The 23,954-nt window shown below is 68.9% G+C and carries 21 protein-coding genes and 2 tRNA genes; 11 read left to right on the top strand and 12 right to left on the bottom strand.

Going from position 1 to position 23,954, the window contains the following annotated elements:
- Positions 1-37: 37 nt before the first annotated feature.
- Entirely contained in the window at positions 38-235 is a 198-nt protein-coding gene (locus J4O73_RS18310) for a hypothetical protein (RefSeq protein ID WP_426219624.1), read from the bottom strand.
- A gap of 176 nt (positions 236-411) precedes the next feature.
- On the opposite strand from J4O73_RS18310, the gene J4O73_RS18305 reads away from it, so the two are divergent.
- Complete coding sequence (locus tag J4O73_RS18305) at positions 412-690, top strand: hypothetical protein (protein WP_426219622.1); 279 nt, start codon at positions 412-414, stop codon at positions 688-690.
- A 289-nt stretch (positions 691-979) separates the two neighbouring features.
- On the opposite strand, the gene J4O73_RS18300 is transcribed toward J4O73_RS18305, so the two are convergent.
- From J4O73_RS18300 to rocF, 4 genes are all read right to left on the bottom strand, one after another.
- Positions 980-1,055, bottom strand: a tRNA-Asn gene (locus J4O73_RS18300).
- A gap of 171 nt (positions 1,056-1,226) precedes the next feature.
- Positions 1,227-1,300, bottom strand: a tRNA-Cys gene (locus tag J4O73_RS18295).
- Positions 1,301-1,404: 104 nt separating this feature from the next.
- Positions 1,405-2,268, bottom strand: a complete 864-nt coding sequence (locus tag J4O73_RS18290; protein ID WP_426219620.1) for an urease accessory protein UreD — start codon at positions 2,266-2,268, stop codon at positions 1,405-1,407.
- Between the two features lie 5 nt (positions 2,269-2,273).
- Complete coding sequence (rocF, locus tag J4O73_RS18285; RefSeq protein ID WP_426219618.1) at positions 2,274-3,239, bottom strand: arginase; 966 nt, start codon at positions 3,237-3,239, stop codon at positions 2,274-2,276.
- 206 nt (positions 3,240-3,445) lie between these two features.
- Between rocF and urtA the strand changes: the two genes are divergently transcribed.
- The 6 genes from urtA to J4O73_RS18255 all read left to right on the top strand — a co-directional run bounded on the left by urtA (position 3,446) and on the right by J4O73_RS18255 (position 11,775).
- On the top strand, positions 3,446-4,705 hold the full coding sequence (gene urtA / locus J4O73_RS18280; protein WP_426219820.1) for an urea ABC transporter substrate-binding protein: 1,260 nt from the start codon (positions 3,446-3,448) through the stop codon (positions 4,703-4,705).
- Positions 4,706-4,985: 280 nt separating this feature from the next.
- Positions 4,986-6,560, top strand: coding sequence for an urea ABC transporter permease subunit UrtB (urtB, locus tag J4O73_RS18275; protein WP_426219616.1), 1,575 nt, complete (start codon positions 4,986-4,988; stop codon positions 6,558-6,560).
- Positions 6,561-6,639: 79 nt separating this feature from the next.
- On the top strand, positions 6,640-7,785 hold the full coding sequence (gene urtC / locus J4O73_RS18270) for an urea ABC transporter permease subunit UrtC (RefSeq protein ID WP_426219614.1): 1,146 nt from the start codon (positions 6,640-6,642) through the stop codon (positions 7,783-7,785).
- Positions 7,782-8,582 carry an urea ABC transporter ATP-binding protein UrtD gene (gene urtD / locus J4O73_RS18265; protein WP_426219612.1) on the top strand — a complete coding sequence of 267 codons (801 nt, stop codon included), beginning with the start codon at positions 7,782-7,784 and terminating at the stop codon, positions 8,580-8,582. The genes urtC and urtD overlap by 4 nt, the downstream gene beginning before the upstream one ends.
- A gap of 157 nt (positions 8,583-8,739) precedes the next feature.
- Positions 8,740-9,435, top strand: coding sequence for an urea ABC transporter ATP-binding subunit UrtE (urtE, locus tag J4O73_RS18260; RefSeq protein ID WP_426219610.1), 696 nt, complete (start codon positions 8,740-8,742; stop codon positions 9,433-9,435).
- Between the two features lie 186 nt (positions 9,436-9,621).
- Positions 9,622-11,775, top strand: coding sequence for a methyl-accepting chemotaxis protein (locus tag J4O73_RS18255; RefSeq protein ID WP_426219608.1), 2,154 nt, complete (start codon positions 9,622-9,624; stop codon positions 11,773-11,775).
- Positions 11,776-11,837: 62 nt separating this feature from the next.
- Here the strand turns inward: J4O73_RS18255 and J4O73_RS18250 are convergent, their stop codons facing one another.
- Positions 11,838-13,238 carry an ATP-binding protein gene (locus J4O73_RS18250; RefSeq protein ID WP_426219607.1) on the bottom strand — a complete coding sequence of 467 codons (1,401 nt, stop codon included), beginning with the start codon at positions 13,236-13,238 and terminating at the stop codon, positions 11,838-11,840.
- Complete coding sequence (locus J4O73_RS18245) at positions 13,235-13,990, bottom strand: response regulator (protein ID WP_426219605.1); 756 nt, start codon at positions 13,988-13,990, stop codon at positions 13,235-13,237. Before J4O73_RS18245 ends, J4O73_RS18250 begins: the two co-directional genes overlap by 4 nt.
- 101 nt (positions 13,991-14,091) lie before the next feature.
- Between J4O73_RS18245 and J4O73_RS18240 the strand changes: the two genes are divergently transcribed.
- Together J4O73_RS18240 and J4O73_RS18235 are read left to right on the top strand one after the other, a co-directional pair.
- Positions 14,092-15,330, top strand: a complete 1,239-nt coding sequence (locus tag J4O73_RS18240) for an acyl-CoA dehydrogenase family protein (RefSeq protein ID WP_426219604.1) — start codon at positions 14,092-14,094, stop codon at positions 15,328-15,330.
- A gap of 108 nt (positions 15,331-15,438) precedes the next feature.
- Complete coding sequence (locus tag J4O73_RS18235) at positions 15,439-17,307, top strand: glycoside hydrolase family 15 protein (protein ID WP_426219603.1); 1,869 nt, start codon at positions 15,439-15,441, stop codon at positions 17,305-17,307.
- Between the two features lie 18 nt (positions 17,308-17,325).
- Here J4O73_RS18235 and J4O73_RS18230 read toward each other — a convergent pair whose 3' ends face one another.
- The 4 genes from J4O73_RS18230 to J4O73_RS18215 form a co-directional block, all read right to left on the bottom strand.
- Positions 17,326-18,804 carry a DUF2336 domain-containing protein gene (locus tag J4O73_RS18230; protein ID WP_426219602.1) on the bottom strand — a complete coding sequence of 493 codons (1,479 nt, stop codon included), beginning with the start codon at positions 18,802-18,804 and terminating at the stop codon, positions 17,326-17,328.
- Positions 18,801-19,901, bottom strand: coding sequence for a lytic transglycosylase domain-containing protein (locus tag J4O73_RS18225; protein ID WP_426219601.1), 1,101 nt, complete (start codon positions 19,899-19,901; stop codon positions 18,801-18,803). The genes J4O73_RS18230 and J4O73_RS18225 overlap by 4 nt, the downstream gene beginning before the upstream one ends.
- 96 nt (positions 19,902-19,997) lie before the next feature.
- Positions 19,998-20,627: a flavin reductase family protein gene (locus J4O73_RS18220; protein WP_426219600.1), complete on the bottom strand. Its 630-nt coding sequence runs from the start codon at positions 20,625-20,627 to the stop codon at positions 19,998-20,000.
- Between the two features lie 7 nt (positions 20,628-20,634).
- A complete protein-coding gene (locus J4O73_RS18215) occupies positions 20,635-21,198 on the bottom strand; it encodes a nitroreductase family protein (RefSeq protein ID WP_426219599.1) in 564 nt (187 codons plus the stop codon).
- A 150-nt stretch (positions 21,199-21,348) separates the two neighbouring features.
- Between J4O73_RS18215 and J4O73_RS18210 the strand changes: the two genes are divergently transcribed.
- Together J4O73_RS18210 and J4O73_RS18205 are read left to right on the top strand one after the other, a co-directional pair.
- Positions 21,349-22,320 carry a hypothetical protein gene (locus J4O73_RS18210; protein ID WP_426219818.1) on the top strand — a complete coding sequence of 324 codons (972 nt, stop codon included), beginning with the start codon at positions 21,349-21,351 and terminating at the stop codon, positions 22,318-22,320.
- Between the two features lie 113 nt (positions 22,321-22,433).
- A complete protein-coding gene (locus J4O73_RS18205; RefSeq protein ID WP_426219598.1) occupies positions 22,434-22,838 on the top strand; it encodes a PRC-barrel domain-containing protein in 405 nt (134 codons plus the stop codon).
- A gap of 83 nt (positions 22,839-22,921) precedes the next feature.
- On the opposite strand, the gene J4O73_RS18200 is transcribed toward J4O73_RS18205, so the two are convergent.
- Complete coding sequence (locus tag J4O73_RS18200; RefSeq protein ID WP_426219597.1) at positions 22,922-23,947, bottom strand: YcjF family protein; 1,026 nt, start codon at positions 23,945-23,947, stop codon at positions 22,922-22,924.
- Positions 23,948-23,954 lie beyond the last annotated feature (7 nt).

Here is a 23,954-nt window from a genome sequence, read left to right as displayed (position 1 = left end):
TCAATTGCTGGTAGAATCGCTGTCGCGGCAGGAGGTTTCAGCGGATCCCGGCTTCGGAGAGTTCGCGCCGCCAGCAATCTGCCGAAATGAGCGCCCCCTTCTCGGTCGAGAAGGCATAGGGCGATTGCCGGACGGGCGTGCCGTCCTGGCGGCGGATGATCCAGCGAAAGGTCGGCGAGGCGCCCGAACTGGGCACGATCTCGACGGTATGGGAATGGTCGTGGGCAATGCTCATCAACCAATAACGTTCGCAGCCGCGATATTGCTCCGCGGTGCAGATTGCCTAGCTTGAAGTGTGACCCGGATACCACGCCCACCGGTTGATCTGTCCCGGTAAGGATAAGCTGCCACACTCTGTACGAACGCGGCCCGCATGGAGAGGGGATCGCAGGAACAGGAGCGGCGGAGCCGATGAACAAGTCCAGCCAGGCGGAAGAGGCGACTGTCGTGGCCTTCCCGGCCCGCCTCGCGCCGACGATCACCGATGAGGCGGTCGCCTCCGTGATCGAGGTGCTGCAGGACCAACTCGCCCTCGCACGCGAGGGCAAGCTGCGCTCAGTCGCCGTGGTCTCGGTCTCGTCGGACGGCGAGGCGATCGGCACGCAATGGTCCTGCCGCAAGGGCGACCTGACCAGCCTGATCGGCAAGCTGACCGTCCTCACCCACGACATGATGGCCTCGCGGGAATAAGGCCGCTCAGCCCCGATCAGGGGCTGGTCAGGTCATCTCGTCGAGTACAGCGAAGCCATCCAAGACCGCAAAACGCCCCCGGGCGGCGCGGACCCTCGGATGGCTTCGCTGCGCTTGGGGCGATGTCGAAGGCTGATGGCGCCCTGCGAGCCGGACCTTCGTGGCAGGCTCGGATCAGGTGGCTCGCCGTATTCCCGTGCGCCTGAACGCCAAAGCTTGGCCGAACCACAGCACAAAGCGTGGCCGTCGAAGCAAAGACGCTAGCGATGTGAGGGAGTTGTTAGTGTGATGGCTCCCCGAGCAGGACTCGAACCTGCGACAAGGCGATTAACAGTCGCCTGCTCTACCAACTGAGCTATCGGGGATCACGGGGGTGTCTCTACACAGCGCCGACGGACCGCGCAAGTCCTGTTCGACGCCAATTTTGCCGCCGACCGATTTGTTGCCGAAAGGCAACGCGGTCCGTGAGGGCGGAACGAAAAAGCCCCGGCCTTCAGGGCGCGGGGCTGCATCGTCATCGTGCTGTCTGGAAAGATTGGAGGCCTCGGAGGGAATCGAACCCCCGTACAAGGATTTGCAGTCCTCTGCGTAACCACTCCGCCACGAGGCCATCGCGATCACGGCGTGAGCCGCGCGGGGTCTGGCGGACGACCCCGGAGGCCGCGTCTCTAGCAGAGGTTCCCCCTGACAGGCAACGGGCCAGATGGCGCCAATTCAGGTCTGCCACACGCGCGGCATCGGCAGCCTGCGATAGGCCGAGAGGAACCGGGCAGCGCGCTCTCGCAGCGGTCCTACCGCCGGACCGAGCATCCGTAGGGCGAGATGCCCGTTCCAGGCGCTGGCGGCGGCCTCGATACCGTCCGCTGGCCGGTCGAGGCGTTCCAGTTCGGCGCGCGCCTCCTCCAGGCGAGCCGCCGCGCCGGGGTCGAGGTCGAGCAGGGTCGCCGCTGCGCTCGCGCCACCGCCGATCGGGGGGCGGGCCAAGAGGTCGGAGATCGGCCCTTGGATCAGCGCCGTGTCGGCATAGGTCAGGCGCCCGTCCCGCCGCACCCGCCACGCATCGGCGAAGAGCCCCTCCCCGATCCGCTCCCGCCGCGCCGCGCGGCCGAAGGCCACGATCTCGACGGCGAGCATCCCGGCCCCCGGCGCGAGATCGACCTCGAAGCGGCGGCGCAGGCGGGCCTGATCGAACAGGATCGTCTCCTGTGGCAGCCAAGCGAGCCGCGCCCCCTCTCCGATCGTGACGTGGTTCTCGACGCGGCTCTCCGGCCCATCCGAGCGGTAGATCTTCTCCGCCGCCGTCGTGGTGAAGACGAGTTCGCTCCCCGCCGCGAGGTCGAGCTCCACCCGGAAATCGTCACCGCAGGCGACGCCACCCGCCGTGTTGACCAGCACGGCTTCCGGCGCCCCGCCGACGCGGGGGAACCGCAGCCGCGACGGGCCGGATTCGGCGAGGTCGCGGATCCGCGTCGGCCCGCCCTCCCCGCTCGGTCCCACGACGAGCCGGATCCGCCCGACAGACCTCTGACGCGCGGCGACGCCTGCGGGAGCGTCGCAGTTTGCCTCCTGAATGTGCATGCCCCTCATCCGCGCCCTGCCTCTTCCGTGGGCAATGCCTCCGAGGAGGACGGTCTGTCGAGGATGCGCCTACCAAACAGGCTGGCCACCAACTCCACCAGCACCCGTGCCGAGCGACCGCGCTCGTCCAGGAACGGGTTCAGTTCGACCACGTCCAGGGAGCCGACCAAACCGCAATCGTGCAGCATCTCCATGATGAGATGCGCCTCGCGGAAGGTGGCGCCGCCGGGTACCGCCGTGCCGACGGCGGGGGCAATCGAGGGATCGAGGAAGTCGATATCCAGGCTGACATGCAGATGGGCGTTCTCGGCCGACGCGTGTTCGAGCACCCGGCGCAGGGGCGCGACTACGCCGAACTCATCGATGGCGCGCATGTCTGTGACGCCGACCCGGCGGGCGCGGACCAGGGCGCGCTCACCCGCATCGACGGAGCGCAGGCCGAAGAGGTGGACGTGGCGTGGGTCGAGTGGTGACGGTGACGGCTCACGGAACAGGCCGGTGAAGCCCGGTTCGCCGCAGAGCGCCGCCAGCGGCATCCCATGGACATTGCCGGAGGGCGAGGTCTCCGGCGTGTTGAAATCGGCATGGGCATCGAGCCACAGCACCCGGAGTGGACGCCCCGTCCGGGCGCAATGGCGCATCGCCCCGTCGACGGAGCCGAGCGACAGGCTGTGGTCGCCCCCGGCGGCGATCGGCACCGCGCCCTCCGCAAGCGCCGACTCGACGGACGCCGAGAGGGCCTTTGCCCAGGCCGCCACCGCGGTCAGGCCGGTCGCGCCTGGCGCCAACCCGGCCGGGGCGACATCACCCCGGTCCTCGACCATGTGGCCGAGGTCCCGCAGCGTCCGTACGAGCCCGGCGGTGCGCAGTGCCGCCGGGCCCATCAAAGCGCCCGGCTCGCTGGTACCGACCTCGATCGGCGCGCCGATCAAGGCGATGTGCCTGCTGTCCTCGTCGCGTTCATGCGGCATCGGTTTCTCCGGAAAACGAGAGCGGCTCTAGCAGAGACCGGACCGCTCCTGATGACGGCCCAAGCGGCGCTGCGTGCTCGTCAGGAAAGCAATCCTCGTTTCTGCCCAAAAAACTGGCACGGCCATTGCCTCCGGTTGCGACGTCTCGTGCAGACGACAAGGGGAAGACCGTGAAGACTTGGAAGACGTGGAGTTCGGCCGCCGCGATGGCCGCCGGCCTTGCCCTGGGCGCGCTTTCGACAGGCGCCGCGCGGGCGGAAGACACCATCAAGGTCGGCATCCTGCACTCGCTGTCGGGCACGATGGCGATCTCGGAAACGACCCTCAAGGATGCGATGCTGATGCTCATCGCCGAGCAGAACGCCAAGGGCGGCGTGCTCGGCAAAAAGCTGGAGCCGGTGGTGGTCGATCCGGCTTCGAACTGGCCGCTCTTCGCCGAGAAGGCCCGCGAGTTGATCTCGAAGGACAAGGTCTCCGCCGTGTTCGGCTGCTGGACCAGCGTGTCGCGCAAGTCCGTGCTGCCGGTCTTCAAGGAGCTGAACAACGTCCTGTTCTACCCCGTCCAGTATGAGGGCGAGGAGAGCGAGCGCAACGTGTTCTACACCGGCGCCGCCCCGAACCAGCAGGCGATCCCGGCGGTGGATTACCTGATGTCCGAGGATGGCGGCGGCGCGAAGCGCTGGGTGCTGGAGGGCACCGATTACGTTTATCCCCGCACGACGAACAAGATCCTCGAAGCCTACCTCAAGTCGAAGGGGGTCGCGGCCGAGGACATCATGATCAACTACACGCCGTTCGGCTTCTCGGATTGGCAGACCGAGGTGTCGAAGATCAAGGCGTTCGGCTCGGCGGGCAAGAAGACCGCCGTCGTCTCGACCATCAACGGCGATGCCAACGTGCCGTTCTACAAGGAGCTCGGCAACCAGGGCATCAAGGCGACCGACATCCCTGTCGTCGCCTTCTCGGTCGGCGAAGAGGAACTCGCGGGCATCGACACCAAGCCGCTGGTCGGACACCTCGCGGCCTGGAACTACTTCGAGTCGATCAAGACCCCGGAGAACGAGGAGTTCATCAAGAAGTGGCAGGCGTTCAAGAAGAACGCCAAGGCCGTCACCAACGACCCGATGGAGGCCCACTATATCGGCTTCAACATGTGGGTGAAGGCGGTCGAGAAGGCGGGTACCGCCGATCCGGACAAGGTGATCGCCGCGCTGCCGGGCATCGAGCAGAAGAACCTCACCGGCGGCACCGCAACGATGCTTCCCAACCACCACATCACCAAGCCGGTCTTCATCGGCGAGATCGAGGCCAACGGCCAGTTCGATGTGGTGTGGAAGACCGACAAGCTGATCCCCGGCGAGGCGTGGTCCAAGCAGCTCGAAGGTTCGAAGGACCTCGAGGCCGATTGGGTGAAGCTCAACTGCGGCAACTACAACACCAAGACCAAGAAGTGCGGCGGGGCGTAAGTCCTTCGCCTTGCTTGCTCCACGAGCGGGGATCGCTGACCGACTCATCCCACCCTGGACCTCATCCTGAGGTGCCCGCTTCGGCGGGCCGCGAAGGAGAGCTCCAGAAAGCTCCGCGATCCCTGGAGCCCTCCTTCGAGGCGGCTTCGCCGCACCTCAGGATGAGGGAGCGAAGGGATCGAGAGCGGTGGTTCGCGTCACGCACTGATCTCCGGGCGTGGGGCAGGGGGACCGGCGCCCCTTTCGTTGTCGGCGCCGGCTCATCCGAGATGAGAAAAGAATGATCCGCCTTATTACCCTCCTCGTCCTGCTCCTCGCCGGCCCGGCCTTGGCCCAGACGCCGGACCCCTACGCGCAACTCGCGGGCGACGGCTATGCCGAGATCGAGGCGGGCGTCGCCGGGCTCGCCGCCAGCGGCGATCCGCGCGCCGGGGCCGTGCTCTCGGCCCTGTCCGACGGGCGCCTCCTGGCGCGGCCCTCGGACAAGGCGCTGTTCATCCGCCAGGGCAGTACCCTGGTCGACGCGAAGACCGGCGCCGCCGCGTCCGACGATGCGACCCTCAAGCCCGTGCGCGCCAACAACCGTGTCCGCCGGGGCATCGAGGCGGCTCAGGGCCAGTTGAACCTCATGAGCCCCGATCCGGCCAAGCGGCGGGAGGCGGCGGATGCCGTGTTCAAGGCCCGTGACGCGGCCGCCCTCCCCGCCCTCGATGCGGCCCTCGCGCGGGAGAAGGATGCAGGCATCAAGCAGGCCATGGCCGAGGCCCGCGCGGCGGTCCTCCTCGCCAAGCCCGGCACGTCCGAAGCCGAGAAACTCGCGGCGGTCCCCGCCATTCAGAAGCGGGGGGACGGCGACGCCATGGGTATCCTGCGCGGCCTCCAAGCCGATCCGAGCGAGGCGGTGCGCGCTGCTGCCGGGCGGGGCATCTCGGCCATCGAGACCCGGCTCGCGATCCTGGGGGCGCTTCAGAACGTTTGGTACGGCATCTCGCTGGGCTCTGTGCTGCTGCTCGCCGCCATCGGGCTCGCCATCACCTTCGGCGTGATGGGCATCATCAACATGGCCCATGGTGAGATGGTGATGCTCGGGGCCTACACGACCTATCTCGTGCAGGAGGCGATCCGCACGAAGGCGCCCGCCCTGTTCCCGTGGTCGCTGGCCATCAGCATCCCCTGCGCCTTCCTCGTGGCGGGGCTGGTCGGCGTTCTGATCGAGCGGTTCATCATCCGGTTCCTCTACGGGCGCCCGCTGGAAACCTTGCTCGCCACCTTCGGCGTCAGCCTCGCCCTGCAGCAGGGGGTGCGCTCGATCTTCGGGCCGACGAACCGCGAGGTTGGTGCCCCGGCCTTCATGAGCGGTGCCTTCGATTTCTACGGCCTGTCCATCACCTGGGGCCGGATGTGGATCATCCTGTTCGCGATGGCGGTATTCCTCGGCTTACTGTTCGTCTTGCGAAGAACGTCGTTCGGGCTGAAGACCCGGGCCGTCACCCAGAACCGGCGCATGGCCGCCGCCATGGGCATCCGCACGCCCTATGTCGATGCGCTGACCTTCGGCCTCGGCTCCGGCATCGCGGGCATCGCCGGGGTGGCCCTGTCGCAGATCGACAACGTCTCGCCCAATCTCGGCCAGGGTTACATCATCGACTCGTTCCTCGTGGTGGTGTTCGGCGGCGTCGGCAACCTGTGGGGCACGCTGGTCGCGGCCCTGACGCTCGGAGTCGTGAACAAGCTCGCGGAGCCGTATATCGGCGCCGTGCTCGCGAAGATCGGGCTCCTGATCTTCATCATCCTGTTCATCCAGAAGCGCCCGCGCGGGCTGTTCGCGCTGAAGGGCCGGGCGGTGGAGTCGTGATCGCCTCCCGTTCCCCGACCTGCGCCGTCATTGCGAGCATCAGCGAAGCAATGATCGTGGGTATGCCCGGAGCCGCCCCATGACCCGCCTCATCGACCTCAAGGGCTGGATCTTTCTGGCCGTCCTGGCGGCGTTCTGCCTTGCGGTGCCGCTGCTGAACCTGGCGGTGCCGGAGGGCTCCGGCCTGCACCTGCCGACCTACCTCGTCTCGCTGTTCGGCAAGTATCTCGCCTATGCCCTGCTCGCGGTCAGCCTGGACCTCGTCTGGGGCTATTGCGGCATCCTCTCGCTCGGCCATGGAGCGTTCTTCGCGCTCGGCGGCTATGCGATGGGCATGTACCTGATGCGCCAGATCGGCAGCCGGGGCGTCTACGGCAACCCGATCCTGCCCGACTTCATGGTGTTCCTGAACTATAAGGAACTGCCCTGGTATTGGTACGGGTTCGACCATTTCGCCTTCGCAGCCCTGATGGTGCTGCTCGTGCCGGGGTTGCTCGCCTTCCTGTTCGGCTGGCTCGCCTTCCGCTCGCGCGTGACGGGGGTCTACCTGTCAATCATCACCCAGGCGATGACCTACGCCCTGATGCTCGCCTTCTTCCGCAACGACATGGGGCTCGGCGGCAATAACGGTCTGACCGATTTCAAGGACTTGCTGGGCTTCAATGTCCAGTCGCAGGGTTTCCGGGTCGGCATCTTCGTGGCGACCGGCCTCGCGCTGGCGCTCGGCTACCTCATCGCCCGTGTGATGACGGTCTCGGCCTACGGTAAGATCCTCATCGCCGTGCGGGATGCCGAGAGCCGCACGCGCTTCCTCGGCTACAGGCCGGAGCACTTCAAGACGCTGGCCTTCACCGTTTCGGCGATGATGGCGGGCGTCGCGGGCGCCCTTTACGTGCCGCAGGTCGGCATCATCAATCCCGGCGAGTTCGCACCGGGCAATTCCATCGAGGCGGTGATCTGGGTCGCCGTCGGCGGGCGCGGGACGCTGGTCGGCGCGGCGCTCGGGGCCGTCGTCGTCAACTACGCCAAGACCGTACTGACGGGCGCGATGCCCGATGCGTGGCTCTTTGCGCTCGGCGCCCTGTTCGTCGTCGTGACGCTGTTCATGCCGCGCGGCATCGTCGGCACGCTGGTGGAGAGGTTCGGCAGCCGCCGGGCGGCGGCCAAGCTCCCGCCGGAACCCGAGATCGCGCCGAAGCTCGCGGAAGAGGGGCAGGGATCGTGAGCACCGACCTCATGGAACGACCCGCGTCGGCGCCGGGCCCCGCCAACAAGACGAAAGTCACCGACGCGCTGCTTTACGTCGATGACCTGCGCGTGACCTTCGACGGCTACAAGGCCCTGCGCGGCCTGTCGCTGACGCTGCTGCCGGGGGAGATGCGCGCGATCATCGGTCCGAACGGCGCCGGCAAGACCACGATGATGGATTGCATCACCGGCAAGACGAAGCCCGACAGCGGCATCGCCCTGTTCGACGGGAAGCACGACCTGCTGGCACTGGACGAGCCGGCCATCGCCGACCTCGGCATCGGTCGCAAGTTCCAGAAGCCGACCGTGTTCGAGAGCCACACGGTGGCGGACAACATCCTGCTGGCCCTGAAGGGTCCCCGCGCGGCGGCGGCCTCGTTGTTCGGCTGGCGCAATCGCGTGGCGGCGGAGCGCATCGACGCGATCCTGACCACCGTCGGGCTCATCACCCATCGCGCCCGTCCCGCAGCCGATCTCAGCCACGGGCAGAAGCAGTGGCTGGAGATCGGCATGCTGCTCGCGCAGGATCCGAAGCTCCTCCTCGTGGACGAGCCGGTCGCGGGCATGACCGATGCCGAGACCGCGCAGACGGCCGATCTGCTCCGGCGGATCGCAGGTGAGCACGCGGTGGTGGTGGTGGAGCACGACATGCATTTCGTGCGCGCACTCCAGTGCCGCGTCACCTGCCTGCACGAGGGCGCGGTGCTGGCGGAAGGCTCCATCGACGCCGTGTCGGCCGACCCGAAGGTGGTCGAAGTGTATCTGGGGCGGTGATGACCGCGCCCTCCCCTTCATCACCCGCCGTCATTGCGAGCGAAGCGAAGCAATCCAGGGCAGCGCCACGTTCGGAGGCGGTCCGCATCCCTGGATTGCTTCGCGATGCTCGCAATCACGAGATTGGGCTTCAACAGCGAGCCGGGGCCACAACATCATGCTGAGCGTCGAAGGCATCGACCTGTATTACGGCGCGGCGCAGGCCCTGCGCGGCGTGTCCCTGAAGGCCGAGGCCGGGCAGGTCACGACCGTTCTCGGCCGCAACGGCGTGGGCAAGACCTCCCTCCTCCGGGCCATCGTGGGACAGCAAGCGGTGAAGGGCGGGGCGATCCGCCTCGATGGCCGCGAGATCCAGGGGCTGGCGCCCTATGACCGGGCGCGGGCGGGCGTCGCCTTCGTGCCCCAGGGCCGGGAGATCTTTCCCCTGCTCACGGTGAAGGAAAATCTCGAGACCGGCTTCGCTCCCCTCAAGCGGCGGGACCGGCACGTCCCCGCCGAGATCTACGACCTGTTCCCCGTCCTGAAGGACATGCTGCATCGGCGCGGCGGCGACCTGTCTGGCGGCCAGCAGCAACAGCTCGCCATCGGCCGCGCCCTCGTCACCCGGCCGAAACTCCTCGTCCTCGATGAGCCCACGGAGGGCATCCAGCCTTCGATCATCAAGGATATCGGCCGAGCCATCACCTACCTGCGCGGCAAGGGCGAGATGGCGATCGTGCTGGTCGAGCAGTACTTCGAATGGGCGCGCGACCTCTGCGATCATTACGCCGTGATGGATCGCGGACAGGTCGTGCTTTCCGGATCGCGCGCGGACATGGTCGAGGCCGACGTCCTGAAATGGATGTCAGTTTGACGGAAAACATGTCAAGCAGAACGCCCGACCGGCATCGGCCCAATCGAAACAGTCAAAAGGGCGTAAAAGCCGCGATATCAGATCTCGAACGGTGTCGGGCATCAATTACAAATTGCGCTCCCCTTAAAGCTATCTCAATCAGCCGCTCCTAGGGTGCAACCCACAATAAGAGTGGGGCGCTCCATTATGTTGAATTCATCGCGGCTGAGCACGCGTCTTCCGGCCATGACGATCGGTCTGGCCCTGATGAGTGCCGCCACAATGGGTGGCATCAGCTGGTATTCAGCCCGGGCGAGCCTCCTGACTGCGGCGGGGGATCGCCTCCAACTCGCCGCCTCCGCCCGGCGGGACAGCATCGAACTCACGGCCGAGCGCATGCACGCCGATTTCGTGGCCGTCGCCGCCCATCCGCAGGTCGTCTCGAACTTCCCGGACCTGATCGAAACCCTCGATCCGGGCAAATCCGATTACGCGACGGTGATCGAGGCCTTCCGTGCGCCCAAGACCGTCGAGGAGCGCATCGCCCTCGATGGCGGTGCGGGCACGGGGATGTATGGACGCCGCCACGGCAAAGTGCAGGAGATCGCCCGCAAGCTGGTGGCGCAGCCGGGCTATGGCGACCTGCTCTTCGTCGATGAAAACGGCCGGATCGCCTACACCACGACCAAGAGCGAGGATTTCGCGGGCACCGTGGCGGAGGGTCCGCTCAAGGAGACCGGTCTCGGTCGCCTCGTGGAGCGGCTGAAGACGGCTGAGCCGAATGCCGTCCTGTTCGAGGATTTCTCCGCCTACCCGGTCGGCGGCGTGCCCTCGGCCTTCATCGGCCGGGCGATGACGAAGCGCGCCAACGTCGCCATGGGGACCTCGCAGGCGGTGGAGCGCATCGGCTTCATCGTCATGCGCGTCACGCCTGCCCTGTTCAACCAAGTGCTCGCCAAGCGCACGGGACTCGGTGAGACCGGACAGGTGCTGGCTGCGGGCCAGGATGGGCGGCTGCGCAGCGATCCGCCGCTCAACGCGGAAAAGGCGGGCACCGCGATCAAGGATCTCGGCATTCTGTCCTTGGGCGGATCCGGCAACGGAAGCTTCAGCTATGAGGCGGTGAACGGCCCCCATATGGCCGCCGCCGCGACGGTCTCCGTCCATGGTGCGCCCTGGACCGTCATCGCCGAGCAATCCGAGGCGGAGGCGCTTCAGGATGCGCAGTCGCTCTCGCACACGCTCATCATGATCGGCCTCGCCGTTCTGGCGGCGACGGCCGTGCTCGGCCTGCTGCTCGCCCGCTCCATCGTGAGGCCGCTCGGCGCCCTCACCCGCGCACTCAAGGCGCTGGCCGCACGCGAGGACCTCGCCGAGGTGCCCGGCAGCCGCCGCGCCGACGAGATCGGCGACATCGCGCGCGCCGTCGTGACGATCCGCGACATGACGCTGGAGGAGGCTGCGCAGCAGTTGCGCACGACCGAGGCGGCCCGGCTTCGCGAAGAGCAGGCCCGCCGCGCCATGCTTCAGGACCTTGCGGACAATTTCGAGCGGTCCGTGGTCGGGATCGTCGGTGACGTCAGCGGCGCGGTCACGACTCTCGGAGGCACCTCCGGCACGATGAGCTACGCGGTCGGCGAGACCTCGCAGCGTTCGGCCAACGTGGCGAGCGCCGCGCACCAGACCGCAGCCAGTGTCACCACGGTGGCAGCGGCGGCCGAGGAACTCGGCGCGACGGTGTCCGAGATCAGCCGTCAGGTCGAGCAGGCGGCGGGCATGTCGGACGCGGCGGTGCAGGAGGCCGAGCGCGCGGGCAGGACGGTGGCGGATCTCTCCGCTGTCGCGACCCGCATCGGCGATGTGGTGCGGATGGTCTCGGCCATCGCGGGCCAGACCAACCTCCTGGCCCTTAACGCCACGATCGAGGCCGCCCGCGCGGGCGAGGCCGGACGGGGCTTCGCCGTGGTGGCCAACGAGGTGAAGGAACTCGCCGCCCAGACCTCCCGCGCCACGGACGAGATCGGGCAGCAGGTCGCGGCGATCCAGGCTGCGACCGGCGGCGCGTCGGTGGCGATCCAGTCGATCACGACGCAGATCGAAGCCATGAACCGCACCACCACCGGCATCGCGGCGGCGGTCGAGCAGCAGGGCGCGACGACACAGGAGATCGTGCGCAGCATGACCCAGGCGTCGGAGGGCACCAGCGCCATGACCTCGGACATCGCCGAGGTGGCCCGCGTGGCCGACGAGGCAGGCCGGGCCGCGGCTTCGGTGGCCGAGGTCACGGGCCATCTCGCCACGCAATCCGAGCGTCTGCGGGCCGAGGTCGCCCAGTTCCTCCAGAACGTCCGGGCGGCGTAGGAACAGGATGCCTCCTCTCCCCGTCTACGGGGAGAGGAGAGGGTTCGAACGGTTCGAGCCGCTCATGCAGCCCGCGCGGCCGGTTCCTCGGCGGCGGGCGGCGTCGGCTTCCCGCCCGAGAAATCCCGCGAGGCCAGCGGCAACTCGATCGCCGCACAGAGGCCGCCTTCGGGGCGGTTCTCCAAGGTCAGGCGCCCGTCATGGGCCTCCACGATGGCCTGAACGATCGAGAGACCCAGGCCGAAGCCGCTCGCCGCATTGAGATTGCGCGCCCGGTCGCCGCGCACGAAAGGCTGCAGCATCGTCTCGCGCTCCGCATCGGGAATGCCCGGCCCCTGATCGAGCACGCAGATCCGCACCCCGCGCGCCGATCCTTCCATCGTCAGGCTGGCCCGGCCGCCGTATTTCACGGCGTTGTCCACGAGGTTGGTGACCGCCCGTTGCAATTCGTCGGGCTGGCCGCGCACGAGGACATGGCGGCTGCGCTCCACGGTGACGGGCGCCCCGATATCGGCGAAGCCATCGCAGACCGTCTGCACCACCGAGGCGAGGTCCACGAGACTGTGGCTGCCGGGATCCCGCGCCTGCCCGTCGCGGACGAAGGACAGGGCCGCCTCCACGAGGCCGTTCATCTGGTCGAGGTCGCGCAAAGTCGCCGCGCGGGCGGACTCGTCCTCGATGAACTCGGCGCGCAGGCGTAGACGGGTGATCGGCGTGCGCAGATCGTGACTGATCGCGGCGAGCATCTGCGTGCGGTCGTCGATCAGCCGCCGGACGCGGGAGCGCATCCGGTCGAGGGCGCTGGAGACGGCGAGCACCTCCTGCGGACCGGATTGGGGCAGGGCGACGTGGTCGTCCCTTGCACCGAACGCTTCCGCCGCGCTCGCGAGCCGGGCCAGGGGCGCCGTGAGCGCCCGCGTCGCCCAAAGGCAGAGCAGGGCCAGCGTCAGGGCCAGGAACACCACGGTGAAGATCAAGGCGCCCTGGCGCGGCGGGCGCAGGGGATCGTCCGCCAGGGTGGCGCGCAGCATCGCGCCGTTGCCGGTGACGATGCCGACATGCAGGAATTCGCTGTTGCCGGAGGGCTTGAGGCTCGTCACCGTCACCGGGCGTCCGGCGGCGGCGCGCAGGCGGCGAACGATCGCCCGGTCCGGGGCGGGCTCGGCGCCGGGGGGCGCCACGCCGTCCCAGGGTTCGACCTCGACCAAGGGCAGGGAGCGCGCGCCCGCCGCGATCAGGGCCGGGCGCGCGGAGGGCTCGGCGACATCGAGGAGGCGGGCCAGCACGCCGACCCGCGCGGCGGCGACACCAGGCAGCGTGTCGGGGTTTTGCGGCTCGTGCAGGAGGAAGAACGACATCGTGGCCACCGCATGCGCCACGGCGATGCCCGCGACGACGAGGAGTGCCATCTGCCCCGCGATGCTTCGCGGGCGCAGGCGGGCGCGCAGGGCCGCCAGCGTCATGACCGGGTGACCTCCGGCGTGAACAGGTAGCCGCCCGAGCGGATGGTGCGGATGTATTCAGGGTTACGCGTATCGCGCTCGATCTTCTGCCGGATGCGCGAGACCAGGACGTCGATGCTGCGCTCGAACGGCCCGGCCGCCCTCCCCTGCGTCAGATCCAAGAGCTGGTCACGCGAGAGCACCCGCCCTGGCCGAAGGCAGAGAGCGTGGAGCAGGTCGAACTCCGCCCCCGTGATCGCCACCCGCGCGCCTTCGGGGCTCAGGAGCTGACGCAGGGACACGTCGAGGGTCCAGCCCGCGAAATGCAGGCGCTTGCGCTCATCCTCTTCGGGGGCCTCGGCCGAGACCCGCCGCAGGATCGCCCGGATGCGGGCGAGCAGCTCGCGCGGGTTGAACGGCTTGCCGAGATAGTCGTCCGCGCCGAGTTCGAGCCCGAGGATGCGATCCACCTCCTCGGATTTCGCCGTGAGCATCAGGATCGGGATCTGAGAGGTCTCGCGCAGACGGCGACACAAGCTGAACCCGTCCTCGCCCGGCAGCATCAGGTCGAGCACGATGAGGTCGATGCGCGCTTCCGCGAGGGCCCGGTCCATCTCGCGACCGTCCCCGGCAATCGTCACGCGGCAATAGTTGCCGCGCAGATAGCGCGCCACGAGGGCAGAAATCTCGCGGTCGTCTTCCACCACGAGAATGTGGGGGGCGGCGGAATTGGTCATCGCGCGGGTATCGAGGAGTGGATCGGCAAGCGTCATCCTCCGATTATGGCCCCACGACGCCGATATTCGAAGATCCCGGAGGGAACCATTTTGTAAACCGGTGTTTCCAGCCCCGCGAGATCGAACGGGGAGGCACCATGACACGCAGCGATACACGCCGTGACACGATCGCACCGCAGCCGCCGGAGCTGGCTTCCCCCTGGCGCACCGAGGCGCGGGCCGCGCTGCAGGCCGAGGCCCGCGCCTTCGCCCGCGAGACCGTGATGCCGATCGCCGACGAACTCGACCCGCAGAAGGCGCAGATGCCGCCCTCCCTCATCGCGGCCATGGCCGCGAAAGGCTGGTTCGGCATCACCATCCCGCAGGAGCATGGTGGGTTGGGGCTCGGCGTGTTCGAATACTGTCTCGTCTCCGAGGAACTCGCCCGGTCCTGGCTGTCGGTGGGCTCGATCCTGGCGCGGGGCCAGGGGCTCGGCACCCAGACCCTCGATCCCGAGCGCCGTTCCGCCCTGATGCGCCGGTCCGCAAAGGGCGAGTGGATCGGTTCGATCTCCCTGTCGGAGCCCAATGCGGGCTCGGACCTCGCGGGCGTATCGACCAAGGCCGTGCGCGAGGGCGATACCTGGGTGCTCACCGGCCGCAAGCGCTGGGCGGGCTTCGCCAAGGGCGCCCACTTCATCGAGGTTCTGGCGCGGACCCGCGAGCCGAAGCCGGGCGAATTCCGCTCGGCCGGGCTGGAGCCCTTCCTCGTGGTCAAGCAGCCCGGCACCTTCCCCGAAGGCATGAAGGGCCGGGTGATCGATAAGATCGGTTATCACGGCTTCGAGACCTTCGAGCTCGACCTCGAAGGGGTGCGGGTGCCCGAGAGCGACCGTCTCACCGGCCTCTACGGCGACCAGGGGGCGGATGCGGATTCCGGCGGGTTCGCCGCCGTGCAGCGCGGGCTGAACATCGCCCGCGTCCACACCGCCGCGCGGGCGGTCGGCGTCGCGCGGGCGGCGGTCGAGGATTGCCAGCTCTACCTTCAGGAGCGCGAACAGTTCGGCCACCCGATCGGCGACTTCCAGGCGCTTCGCTTCGCGCTGGCCGACATGGCCGCCGATGTGACGCAAGCCCGTGCCTTCTGGCAGCAGGTCGCCCATCTCCTCGATCAGGGCGAACCGGCTGAGGCGGAATCGGCCATGGTGAAGCTCACCTGCACCGAGATGGCGGTGCGGGTGACGAACCAAGCGATGCAACTCCATGGGGGCAACGGCTACACGACCGAGCGCCGGGTGGAGCGATACTGGCGCGATGCCCGCCTCACCACGATCTTCGAGGGGACCAGCGAGATTCAGCGCCGGATCATCAGCGACCGGATGCTGCCGCGGCCCTGAGGCCATGCGGCGAATCGTCGAGCCCGCCTCCCCACCGACCCGCCATCGGCTACCTCAACGGTGGGGACTGTCCTTTGCCGCCCATTTGGCGGCCCAACCGGAAATCCAGTGTCGAAGCCCATCAGCGATTACGCCATCGTCGGCGATACCCATTCCTGCGCGCTGATCGCCCGCGACGGCTCGATCGACTGGCTGTGCTGGCCGCGTCACGATTCGCCTGCGCTGTTCGTGAAGCTTCTGGATGACGAGAAGGGTGGCTCCTGCGCCGTCACGCTGGCGGGGCTCACAGGCACCCGTCGGCACTACCGTCCCGACACCAACATCCTGGAGACGACCCTCACGACGCGGACGGGCCGCGCCGTCCTGACCGACCTGATGCCCGTCAACCCGCCCTCACCCGAACCCGAGGAGGGGCCGGATGGCGAGGGCGAGAGCCGCCTGATCCGCCTCCTCACCTGCGAAGAGGGCACGGTCGAAGGTGTCTTCACCGTGCGCCCCACCTTCGACTATGCCCGCCGGGCCTGCACGCCGATCGAGGCGGAGGGCTCCGTCCTGTTCGAGGCGGGGGATTGGCGGATCCGCGTCAACGCAGCCCCCTGCCCGCGCATCGAGGGCGATACGGCCACGGTGACGTTCCGTCTCGCGGCGGGGGAGACGGCTTATCTCGTCCTGACCCATGGCGAGGATTCGGAGGGCGCCGGTATCGACGATCTTGCCGGGGCACAGAGGAGCCTCGCCGGCACAGAGGAATACTGGCGCCGCTGGAGCGGCCGGTGCACCTATCGCGGCCCTTACCGGGAGGCGGTGCTGCGCTCGGCGCTTTGCCTCAAGCTCCTCACCTATTCGCCCTCGGGCGGCATCGTCGCGGCCGCGACCGCCGGCCTGCCGGAGGCCGTGCCCGGCAACCGCAATTTCGATTACCGGTTCACGTGGATGCGCGATGCCGCCTTCACGGTGACGGCCTTCGTCATGCTCGGCTACGTGCGCGAGGCCTCCGAATTCCTGCGCTTCCTGCGCGAGCGCGACGACACCTTCGGCCGCGAAACCAAGCTGATGTACGGCGTCTGCGACGACATCCCGCCGGAGGAGGCGCTGACCCATCTCGCGGGCTGGAACGGGGTCGGCCCGGTGCTGGTCGGCAACGCTGCCGAGGGGCAGGATCAGCACGACATCTACGGCGAGTTGATCCGCGCCCTCTGCGTCTTCCTCGAAGCGGTGGATTACGACCCGCCTGAGAAGGTCAACGATCGCCTGCCGAGGGTGCTTGAGAACCTCACCGCCCGTGCGATCCGCCACCGGCACGATGCCGATCACGGTATCTGGGAATTGCGCACCGGACCGCGTCAGCAGGTCCATACCAAGGCGATGATCTGGGTGGCGCTCACCGATGCCGCCCGCATTGCCCGCCGGATCGACGGGGTGCCCGGCGACACAATCGCGGAGTGGGAGCGGATCGCCGCCGAGGTCCGCGCGGAGTATCTGGACAAGGGCTGGAGCGAGGAGCGCGGCGCCTTCACCGGCGCCTACGGCTCGCACCATCTCGACGCGGCGGTGCTGCGCGTCGCCCTGTTCGGGGCCATCGACCCGTCCGATCCGCGCCTGCGCGCGACGCTCGCCGCCATCGAGCAGGAACTCGGCGCGGGCGATCTGATCTACCGATACCGGATGGAGGATGGGTTCGAGGGCGACGAGGGGGCCTTCACGGCCTGCGCCTTCTGGCGGGTCGGCTGCCTCGCCCTCGACGGGCGGACCGGCGAGGCCAAGGCCACGTTCGAGCGCCTGCTGGCGCGCGGCAACGATGTCGGGCTTCTCGCGGAGGAGATCGATCCCGTGACCGGCGAGCAGCGAGGCAACACCCCGCAGGGCTTCTCGCACATGGCGTTGATCAACGCCGCGTTGCGCCTCGACGGCGCCATCGCCCGCTTCGGCCTCGTCGAGGATGGCGGGGCGACGGTCCAGGCCCGCGCGGCCGAATAGGACCGGCGCGGGGCGCCTTCACGCGGCGATGGCGATGCTGTCCTTCGCCGGGCTCGTACGGCTCGCGCGGAATTCGGCGATGAGGGCGGTGTCGAGTTCGGTGAGGATCGTCTCCGGCACGGCCTCGACAGGCGCGGGCTCCCGGCCCTTGCGGAACCAGTCGATGATCTGATCCGGCAGGGATTCGAGGATCGCGCCGACAGGGTCGGTCCGGCCTTCCTTGACCGGCGTCTCGACGGGGGTGGCCTCTGCGAAGCCCTGCGCCCGGCGATGGGCGTCCAGCGCCTCCTTCCAGGCGGCGTCGGCGGCGAGGCGTTCGCGCTCGGCGGCCTCGCGCGCCGTGGCCTCGGCCAGGATCGCGCGGGTGGTCTCGCGCGCCTCGTCGCGGGCGGCCTCGGCTTCGAACCGGGTAAGCAGCGCGACGACGCTGCGGATCTCGGGGCTCTCCCAGCCCTCGCAAGCCTCGATGGCCCGTTCGATCATCCGGCGGGAGAGGCCCGCTGCCCTCACGGCGCCGTTCGGCTCCGTGCGGGCGGTGTCGCGCCATGCCGACAGCACCGCCTGCATCGCGGGGAGAAGGGCGGCGGGCAGGCGCGCCCGCTCATGCAGCCCGGCCACCGCCTTCGGATCGCGCATGGCGCGGGCGACGACCGCATGGTCGAGCCCCGACAGATCCGCGAAGGCCGTCTGCGCGAATTCGATCCGCCCCGACAGGATGGCGCGAAGGATCAGCCCCGCATTGAGCTGGTGCGTGCCGCGCAGGTAGCCGACGAGGCGGGAGGTCGCCGCCGCGCCCGCTCCAGCGCTGAGGTCGAGGGCGGTGCGCTCCGCGATCTCGCGGTTGATGCGCTCGGAGCGCGCCGCGCCGAGCCAGCCACGTTCGGTGGCGAAGGAGGAAAGGCTCTTGGCGAGCGCCATGGCGATGGCGTGGCGCACTTCAGGCGGCAGGTCGTGCCGGGCGAGGAGGGCCTCGCGCAGGTCGGCCTCGTGGCCGAACCGCTCGATCATCCGCAGGAGGCGCCCGCCGGTGATCCGCGCGGTCGGGTTGCCTGCGAGCGCCACCAGGGTCGGAAGATCCGCGATCTCGGCGAGTGCCCCCGACACGGCCGGGGTGAGGTGGTGGCGCCGGGCGATCACTTCGCGCGCCTCCTCGTCGCCGAGGGCGGCGGCCTCGACCAGATCGGCCTCGGTGAGGACCGGGGAGCGGGCGAGGATCGGCTCGGACACCTCGAACCCATCGCAGGACAGGGCGACCACGATCGGGCGCGGGCTGCGGGCGGAATCGGCACAGACCTCCGCGAGCGCCCGGCGCACAGAGGGGGCCGGATCGTCGAGGAGGCTCAACAGGGCGGTCTTCGCCTCCCACGAGGCTTCCGCATCGAGGTTACCGTAGAGGTAGGCCCGCGCCATGGCCGCTGCCCCTTGCGCCCGGCGATCCGCCGGCGCGTTGAGGGTCAGGGCCAGGAATTGGCGGATGATCATGGACTTCTTGATCATGGGCCTCTCCTTGGGGCGAACAGGGTGTTCGCGGACGGGGGCGCGCCGAATTCCGCCGGGCGGCGGGGCGGCAGCGGGGCGTGGGTGAGGGCCGGACCGGGCGGAACGACCTCGCTCGCCAGCGAGCCCGTCACCGCCGGGATGTCTTCGGGATCGGCCGAGGCGAGGAGTGGCGGCGCGATGGGGCTCTCGGCCTCGTTCGAGCGCGGGAAGTAGGACGGCGCGGGCCGCGCGGTGGCGGTGCCGGAGGTCCGACCCTGCCAGAGCTTGGCGACGGCATCGTTGGCGGTCGCGCGGCGATCGGTCTGGAACAGGCTGCGCAGATCGGAGCCGCCGCCGAAGGCGGTGGCCGTCGAGACGTAGGCGTTGGCCGAAGGCGGGATAGCCTGAGCCTCGGACGGGCTGTCCTGGCGGATCGCGACGGGTGCGGCATTGGCGTTCGCACCCTGGGCCGCCGCCGAGAGGCTGGCATAGAGTTCGGCCGCCGTGCGCGGGCGCCCGGAGCGGTCGTAGAACAGCGACCGGTTGGCGGCGGCGGCCTCCGGCAGGTCGAGGGCGGCCACGCGCTCGGGAAAGGTCTTGGCGGTGCCGATCAGGCTGGCGGCGCCCTTCGCCCCGAGGACGTGGGCGGCGTAGAGATCGCCCGCCGTCGGCTCGTGGCCGATGGCGGCTTGCAGGGCCTGGGCATTCTTCTGGGTCAGGGCGCCTGCCAGCACGGAGGCGACCTTCGGGTCGCGCCGCAGATCCAGGATCGCCTGCTTCTGAGACGGGTCGGCGACGGCGTAAGTGCCGTCCGACTGGCGGACGATGGCATCCGCCTGCGCCTGCAGCCCGAGCTGCGGGCCGGCGTTCTTCATCGTGCCGAGCCAGGTCTGCTCGATGAACTGGAACAGCCCCGTGGCACTGGAGGTCGGTGCCTTGGCCGCGGGATCGAGAGCCGATTCACGGCGCGCCGTGGCGAGGAGGTAATCGAAGCCGACGCCCGTGGCGCTCGCCCCGTCGCGGATCGCCTGCACGACCGGAGCCGGTGCGGGACGCACGAGCGCGGGCGGCGTCGGGATCTCCGGGGGTGTAGCCGTGGTGGTGAACAGGAACATCCGGCGTCGGCCAGTCTGTGAGGACCGGCCGACCCTGCGCCTGTCATGGTAAATAAAGCCTCAAGAATGAAGCGGTGTTAACGCGGGCTTCAGCCGTTAAGACCCGGTAAACTCTCCTGCACCCTTCGGGCGGCGCATGGTGAAACGCGTCTCTGGAGTGGCATGAAAGTAATCGAAATAACCTCCACGCATGATCGGATGCATCGCGGCGGTGTCGACCATTCCGTCTGTAACAAATCGATCTTCGACATAAATCGAGACGACCTGCCCGATCACGAGGAAATTCTCGGCTTCGCCGCCGCCGAGCGGCACGAGCGGGACGGTTTGCAACCACCGGCATTCGAGGGCGGCGGGCGAGGCGGCGACCCGGGGCGGGCGCACCTTGCGAGAGGGGGCCGTGTCCAGCCCGGCGAAGGTGAACTCGCTCTCTCCGCGTGGCAGCGGCGCGGACGAATCGTTCATCCCGTCGCGCAGATCCCAGGTGGCGAGGCTGCACACGAACTCGCCGCCCTCCTCCGTGAAGACCAGGGCGTCCTTCCGCCCCGTGGAGGAGAACGCGACCATGTTGTCGCCGACCGCATTGAAGAACGAATACGGTGCGAGGTTCAGGCGCCCGGCCTTGTCCATGGCGCTGATCCAGCCGATCGGCCGGGGGGCGACGATGGCCTTGAGCGGGCTGTGGGGAAGGCTGCGCTCGGCGCGCGGAAGATCGAGATCGTAATGCACGGTCGCCTCACAGGGTGGTGACGATGTCGGCCAGGACCGGTCGCGGCCGGTCCGAGGGGATCTCGCGGCCGCGCCCGATATGCACGTAACCCGCCAGCTTTTCCTGCGGGGCGAGGCCCAGCGCGTCGAGCACCCGGCGGTCGTAGGCGTGCCACTCGGTGAGCCAGGAGGTGGCGTAGCCCATGGCGTTGGCGGCGACGATCAGATTCATCGCCACCGCCCCCGCCGAGAGCACCTGCTCCCATTCGGGGATCTTCACGTGCGGACCGGCGCGGGACACGATGGCCACCACAACCGGTGCGTGCTGCAGGCGCTTCCGCTCCTGCTCCAGCCGATCCGGCCCGGCCTCGGGATTGTCGGCGGCGAAGGCGGCGGCGATGGCCTCGCCGACCCGCGCCCGCGCCTCGCCCGCAATCACAATGAACCGCCAGGGGGCGAGCTTGCCGTGATCCGGCACCCGCGAAGCGAGGGTGAGCAGGGTCTGAAGCTCGTCTACCGTGGGGCCGGGCCCGTCGAGGAGCGGCGGCGGGACCGAGCGGCGGGTCCTCAGAAGGTCGAGTGTGGCGGTCATGGCTCCCGTCCGAACGCTGTCGTGAGGCGGTCTTGGGCCGGTGTGGCACGCGACGCCCCGGCGTGGAAGGTCCGGGCCGCTGATGCGGCCTTGCCGCCGCCATGGTCACGCGCCACAGGAGCGATCATGGCGGAACGAGGATCGGCGGGGATGGGCACGGGTCGGCTGACGAGGTGGCGCGTGGGGCTGGCGGCGTCGGCCTTCGCGCTCCTGCCCTCCCTTGCCCCAGCGCAGCAGCCCATGCTCCAGCCCGGCACGAACACGCCGATGCTGACGCCCTCGATCACAAGCCCTTCGCTACCGCCCTCCCTGCCTGCGGCCGAGCCCGACGCGCAGCTCAGCCTGTCGGCGATTCTCTCGGGTGCTGGAACGCCCCTGCGGGACGGACTCGCTTGGCGGATCTTCGACGATCGAGGCGAGGGCACGCGGCCCACGATCGTGGCCCGCTCGACCGAGGCCGAGCCGCGTTTCACCCTGCCGCCGGGGGCCTATGTCGCCACGGTCACCTACGGTTTCGCCAGTTCCGCCAAGCGCATCGTGCTCGGCGGGCAGGCCTCGAGCGACACGTTGAGGATCGCCGCTGGCGCGCTCCGTCTCTCCGGGGCCGTGGGCGACACCAAGATCCCGCAGGATCAGGTGACCTTCTCGGTCTTCGTGCCCGTGGGGACGAATTCGGAAGGGCGCCTCGTGCGGTCGGCGATCCGTACCGGGGAGGTGCTGCGCCTGCCGGAGGGCACCTATCACGTGGTCTCGATCTACGGAGAGTCGAACGCGATCCAGCGCGCCGATCTCAAGGTCGAGAACGGTAAGGTCACGGAGGCGACCCTCAACCACCGGGCTGCTACCGTCACCCTCAAGCTCGTCGCCTCGCCAGGAGCGGAGGCCTTCGCGGGCACTGCCTTCTCCGTGCTGACGCCGGGCGGCGATACGATCCGCGAAGCCATCGGCGCCTTCCCACAGGTGACCTTGGCCGAAGGCGATTACGTGCTGATCGCCCGCCATGACGGGCAGGTCTTCACCCGCGAGTTCAAGGTGGAGAGCGGGCTCGACCGGGATATCGAGGTGCTCGCCAAGACCGAGCCGAAGCCTGAGCCAAAGCCCGAGGCGGCTCCCGCGAACTGAAGGGGCGGTTTTCGTTCCATGTTTCGCAGATTTACATTTCTGCGTGAGGGGGGAACGATAGCGGGAGGTCGATGCTTCCCTGCCGCCCACTTCAACGGGCGTTGGAGGTTATCATGCGTCGTCTCGTTCTTGCTTCTCTCGCCGCTGTGCTGCTCGCCGGCCCCGCCCTCGCCGCCGGAGAGAAGGCCGCCCCCGCGACCGTGGCGCCCAAGTTCGTGAACGTGCCGCAGGACGCGGTGCTCAGCTACAACCTGATCGGCCTCAACGTCACCGACGCCCAGAACAACACCGTCGGCGAGATCAAGGACCTCGTGATCGAGAACCAGAAGCTCGCGGGCTACATCCTCTCCGTGGGCGGCTTCCTCGGCATGGGCGAGCGCTACGTGGTCGTGGCTCCCGATTCCGTGGCGCTGGGCTACGATGCCGACGCCAAGAAGTGGAAGGCGATCATCGGCGCCAGCAAGGACCAGCTGAAGTCGGCGCCGGAGTTCAAGTACGACGGCAAATTCAAGCGCTGATCGAAACGCGCATTCCCTCTCCCCGCTTTACGGGGAGAGGGGGCTTCTTCCCGGTCCGCCCGTTCGGCGGCTGCGATCAAGCCTTACGGTTCCTTCTCTTCGCCCCCGCGCATCAACTCCCCGGCGACGTCGGTCAGCCGCGGCGGTTCGGTGCGCACGAAGGGCAGCGGGCGGCAGACCGCCAGGGCCGCGAGCCCGAACCGGGCGGTCATCAGCCCGTTCAGCACCCCCTCCCCGAGCTTCGCCGAAACGCGGGCCGCGAGGCCTAGGCCCAGCACCTGCTGCATCATGCTCTCGCCCACCGCCATGCCGCCGGTGACGGTGAGATGCGCGAGCGCCGAGCGGGCAAGCCGCAGGAAGCCGAGGAAGCCGGGCCGTCCGCCGTAGATCGTCGCGATCCGGCGTAGCAGGCGCATACCGGCGAAGAGCACGAACGCCACGTCCACAATGGCGCGAGGGCTGAGCGCCGTCACCGCCGAGACCTGCTTGGCCGCCGTCGCGATGGCGTTGCGGGCCTGCCGGTCGAGGTCGCCCAACAACTCCCGCTCCGCGAGGCCGATCCGGTCGTCGACGTCGAGTATCGCATCCGCCGAGGCATCGAGCCGGGCGCGAGCCGCGCTCAGCCGCTCCCGGTCCGCGTAGAGGCCGGACACTTCCTTCACCACCGCCAGGGCGCCGGAATGGTCACGGGTGGCGATGGCGTCGATTGCGGACTGGCGCAGCCGCTCGATCCGCTTTTCGCGCCGCAGGCTGACGAGTTCGCGCCCGACGATCACGGCAAGGGCCAGCAGGGCGAGGCCGAGCAGGGCGAGCGCGACCCAGCCGAGCCACGGCGCCGCCTGGAACAGGTCGGCGATCATCCGCTCGATGGAGAGACCGACGCCGAGGGAGACGAGGCCGCCCGCCGCCGACCAAAATAGGGCCCCCCAGGGCGAGCGGCTCTTGGGCGCCACCGGCACTGGCACGCCGTCGGCGGCGTCCACGATCTCAAACGGCTCCTCCACGATCACCGGTGCGGGCGTGGCGCGCTCGGGCGGCGGCGCGACACCGGGCGCGGGCGGGGGCTCGGGAGACAGGCGGAAGGCCCGCGGCTTCTGGGATGAACTCATCGCGAAG

It is taken from the genome of Methylobacterium sp. NFXW15 (genome assembly GCF_049887755.1).
Taxonomy (GTDB): Bacteria; Pseudomonadota; Alphaproteobacteria; order Rhizobiales; family Beijerinckiaceae; genus Methylobacterium.
The sequence above is the reverse complement of the archived record's forward strand: the minus strand, read 5'-3'. Positions and strand labels throughout refer to the sequence as shown.

Bases quoted from the DNA above. Each gene is read 5' to 3' on its own strand.
- J4O73_RS18210 (WP_426219818.1), top strand. From the start codon at position 21,349: ATGGGCACGGGTCGGCTGACGAGGTGGCGCGTGGGGCTGGCGGCGTCG.
- urtC (WP_426219614.1), top strand. From the start codon at position 6,640: ATGACCCGCCTCATCGACCTCAAGGGCTGGATCTTTCTGGCCGTCCTG.
- urtE (WP_426219610.1), top strand. From the start codon at position 8,740: ATGCTGAGCGTCGAAGGCATCGACCTGTATTACGGCGCGGCGCAGGCC.
- J4O73_RS18290 (WP_426219620.1), bottom strand. From the start codon at position 2,268: ATGCACATTCAGGAGGCAAACTGCGACGCTCCCGCAGGCGTCGCCGCG.
- J4O73_RS18245 (WP_426219605.1), bottom strand. From the start codon at position 13,990: ATGACGCTTGCCGATCCACTCCTCGATACCCGCGCGATGACCAATTCC.
- urtA (WP_426219820.1), top strand. From the start codon at position 3,446: ATGGCCGCCGGCCTTGCCCTGGGCGCGCTTTCGACAGGCGCCGCGCGG.
- J4O73_RS18215 (WP_426219599.1), bottom strand. From the start codon at position 21,198: ATGACCGCCACACTCGACCTTCTGAGGACCCGCCGCTCGGTCCCGCCG.
- J4O73_RS18310 (WP_426219624.1), bottom strand. From the start codon at position 235: ATGAGCATTGCCCACGACCATTCCCATACCGTCGAGATCGTGCCCAGT.
- J4O73_RS18240 (WP_426219604.1), top strand. From the start codon at position 14,092: ATGACACGCAGCGATACACGCCGTGACACGATCGCACCGCAGCCGCCG.
- rocF (WP_426219618.1), bottom strand. From the start codon at position 3,239: ATGCCGCATGAACGCGACGAGGACAGCAGGCACATCGCCTTGATCGGC.
- J4O73_RS18305 (WP_426219622.1), top strand. From the start codon at position 412: ATGAACAAGTCCAGCCAGGCGGAAGAGGCGACTGTCGTGGCCTTCCCG.
- J4O73_RS18230 (WP_426219602.1), bottom strand. From the start codon at position 18,804: ATGATCAAGAAGTCCATGATCATCCGCCAATTCCTGGCCCTGACCCTC.
- J4O73_RS18200 (WP_426219597.1), bottom strand. From the start codon at position 23,947: ATGAGTTCATCCCAGAAGCCGCGGGCCTTCCGCCTGTCTCCCGAGCCC.
- J4O73_RS18250 (WP_426219607.1), bottom strand. From the start codon at position 13,238: ATGACGCTGGCGGCCCTGCGCGCCCGCCTGCGCCCGCGAAGCATCGCG.
- J4O73_RS18205 (WP_426219598.1), top strand. From the start codon at position 22,434: ATGCGTCGTCTCGTTCTTGCTTCTCTCGCCGCTGTGCTGCTCGCCGGC.
- urtB (WP_426219616.1), top strand. From the start codon at position 4,986: ATGATCCGCCTTATTACCCTCCTCGTCCTGCTCCTCGCCGGCCCGGCC.
- J4O73_RS18255 (WP_426219608.1), top strand. From the start codon at position 9,622: ATGTTGAATTCATCGCGGCTGAGCACGCGTCTTCCGGCCATGACGATC.
- J4O73_RS18225 (WP_426219601.1), bottom strand. From the start codon at position 19,901: ATGTTCCTGTTCACCACCACGGCTACACCCCCGGAGATCCCGACGCCG.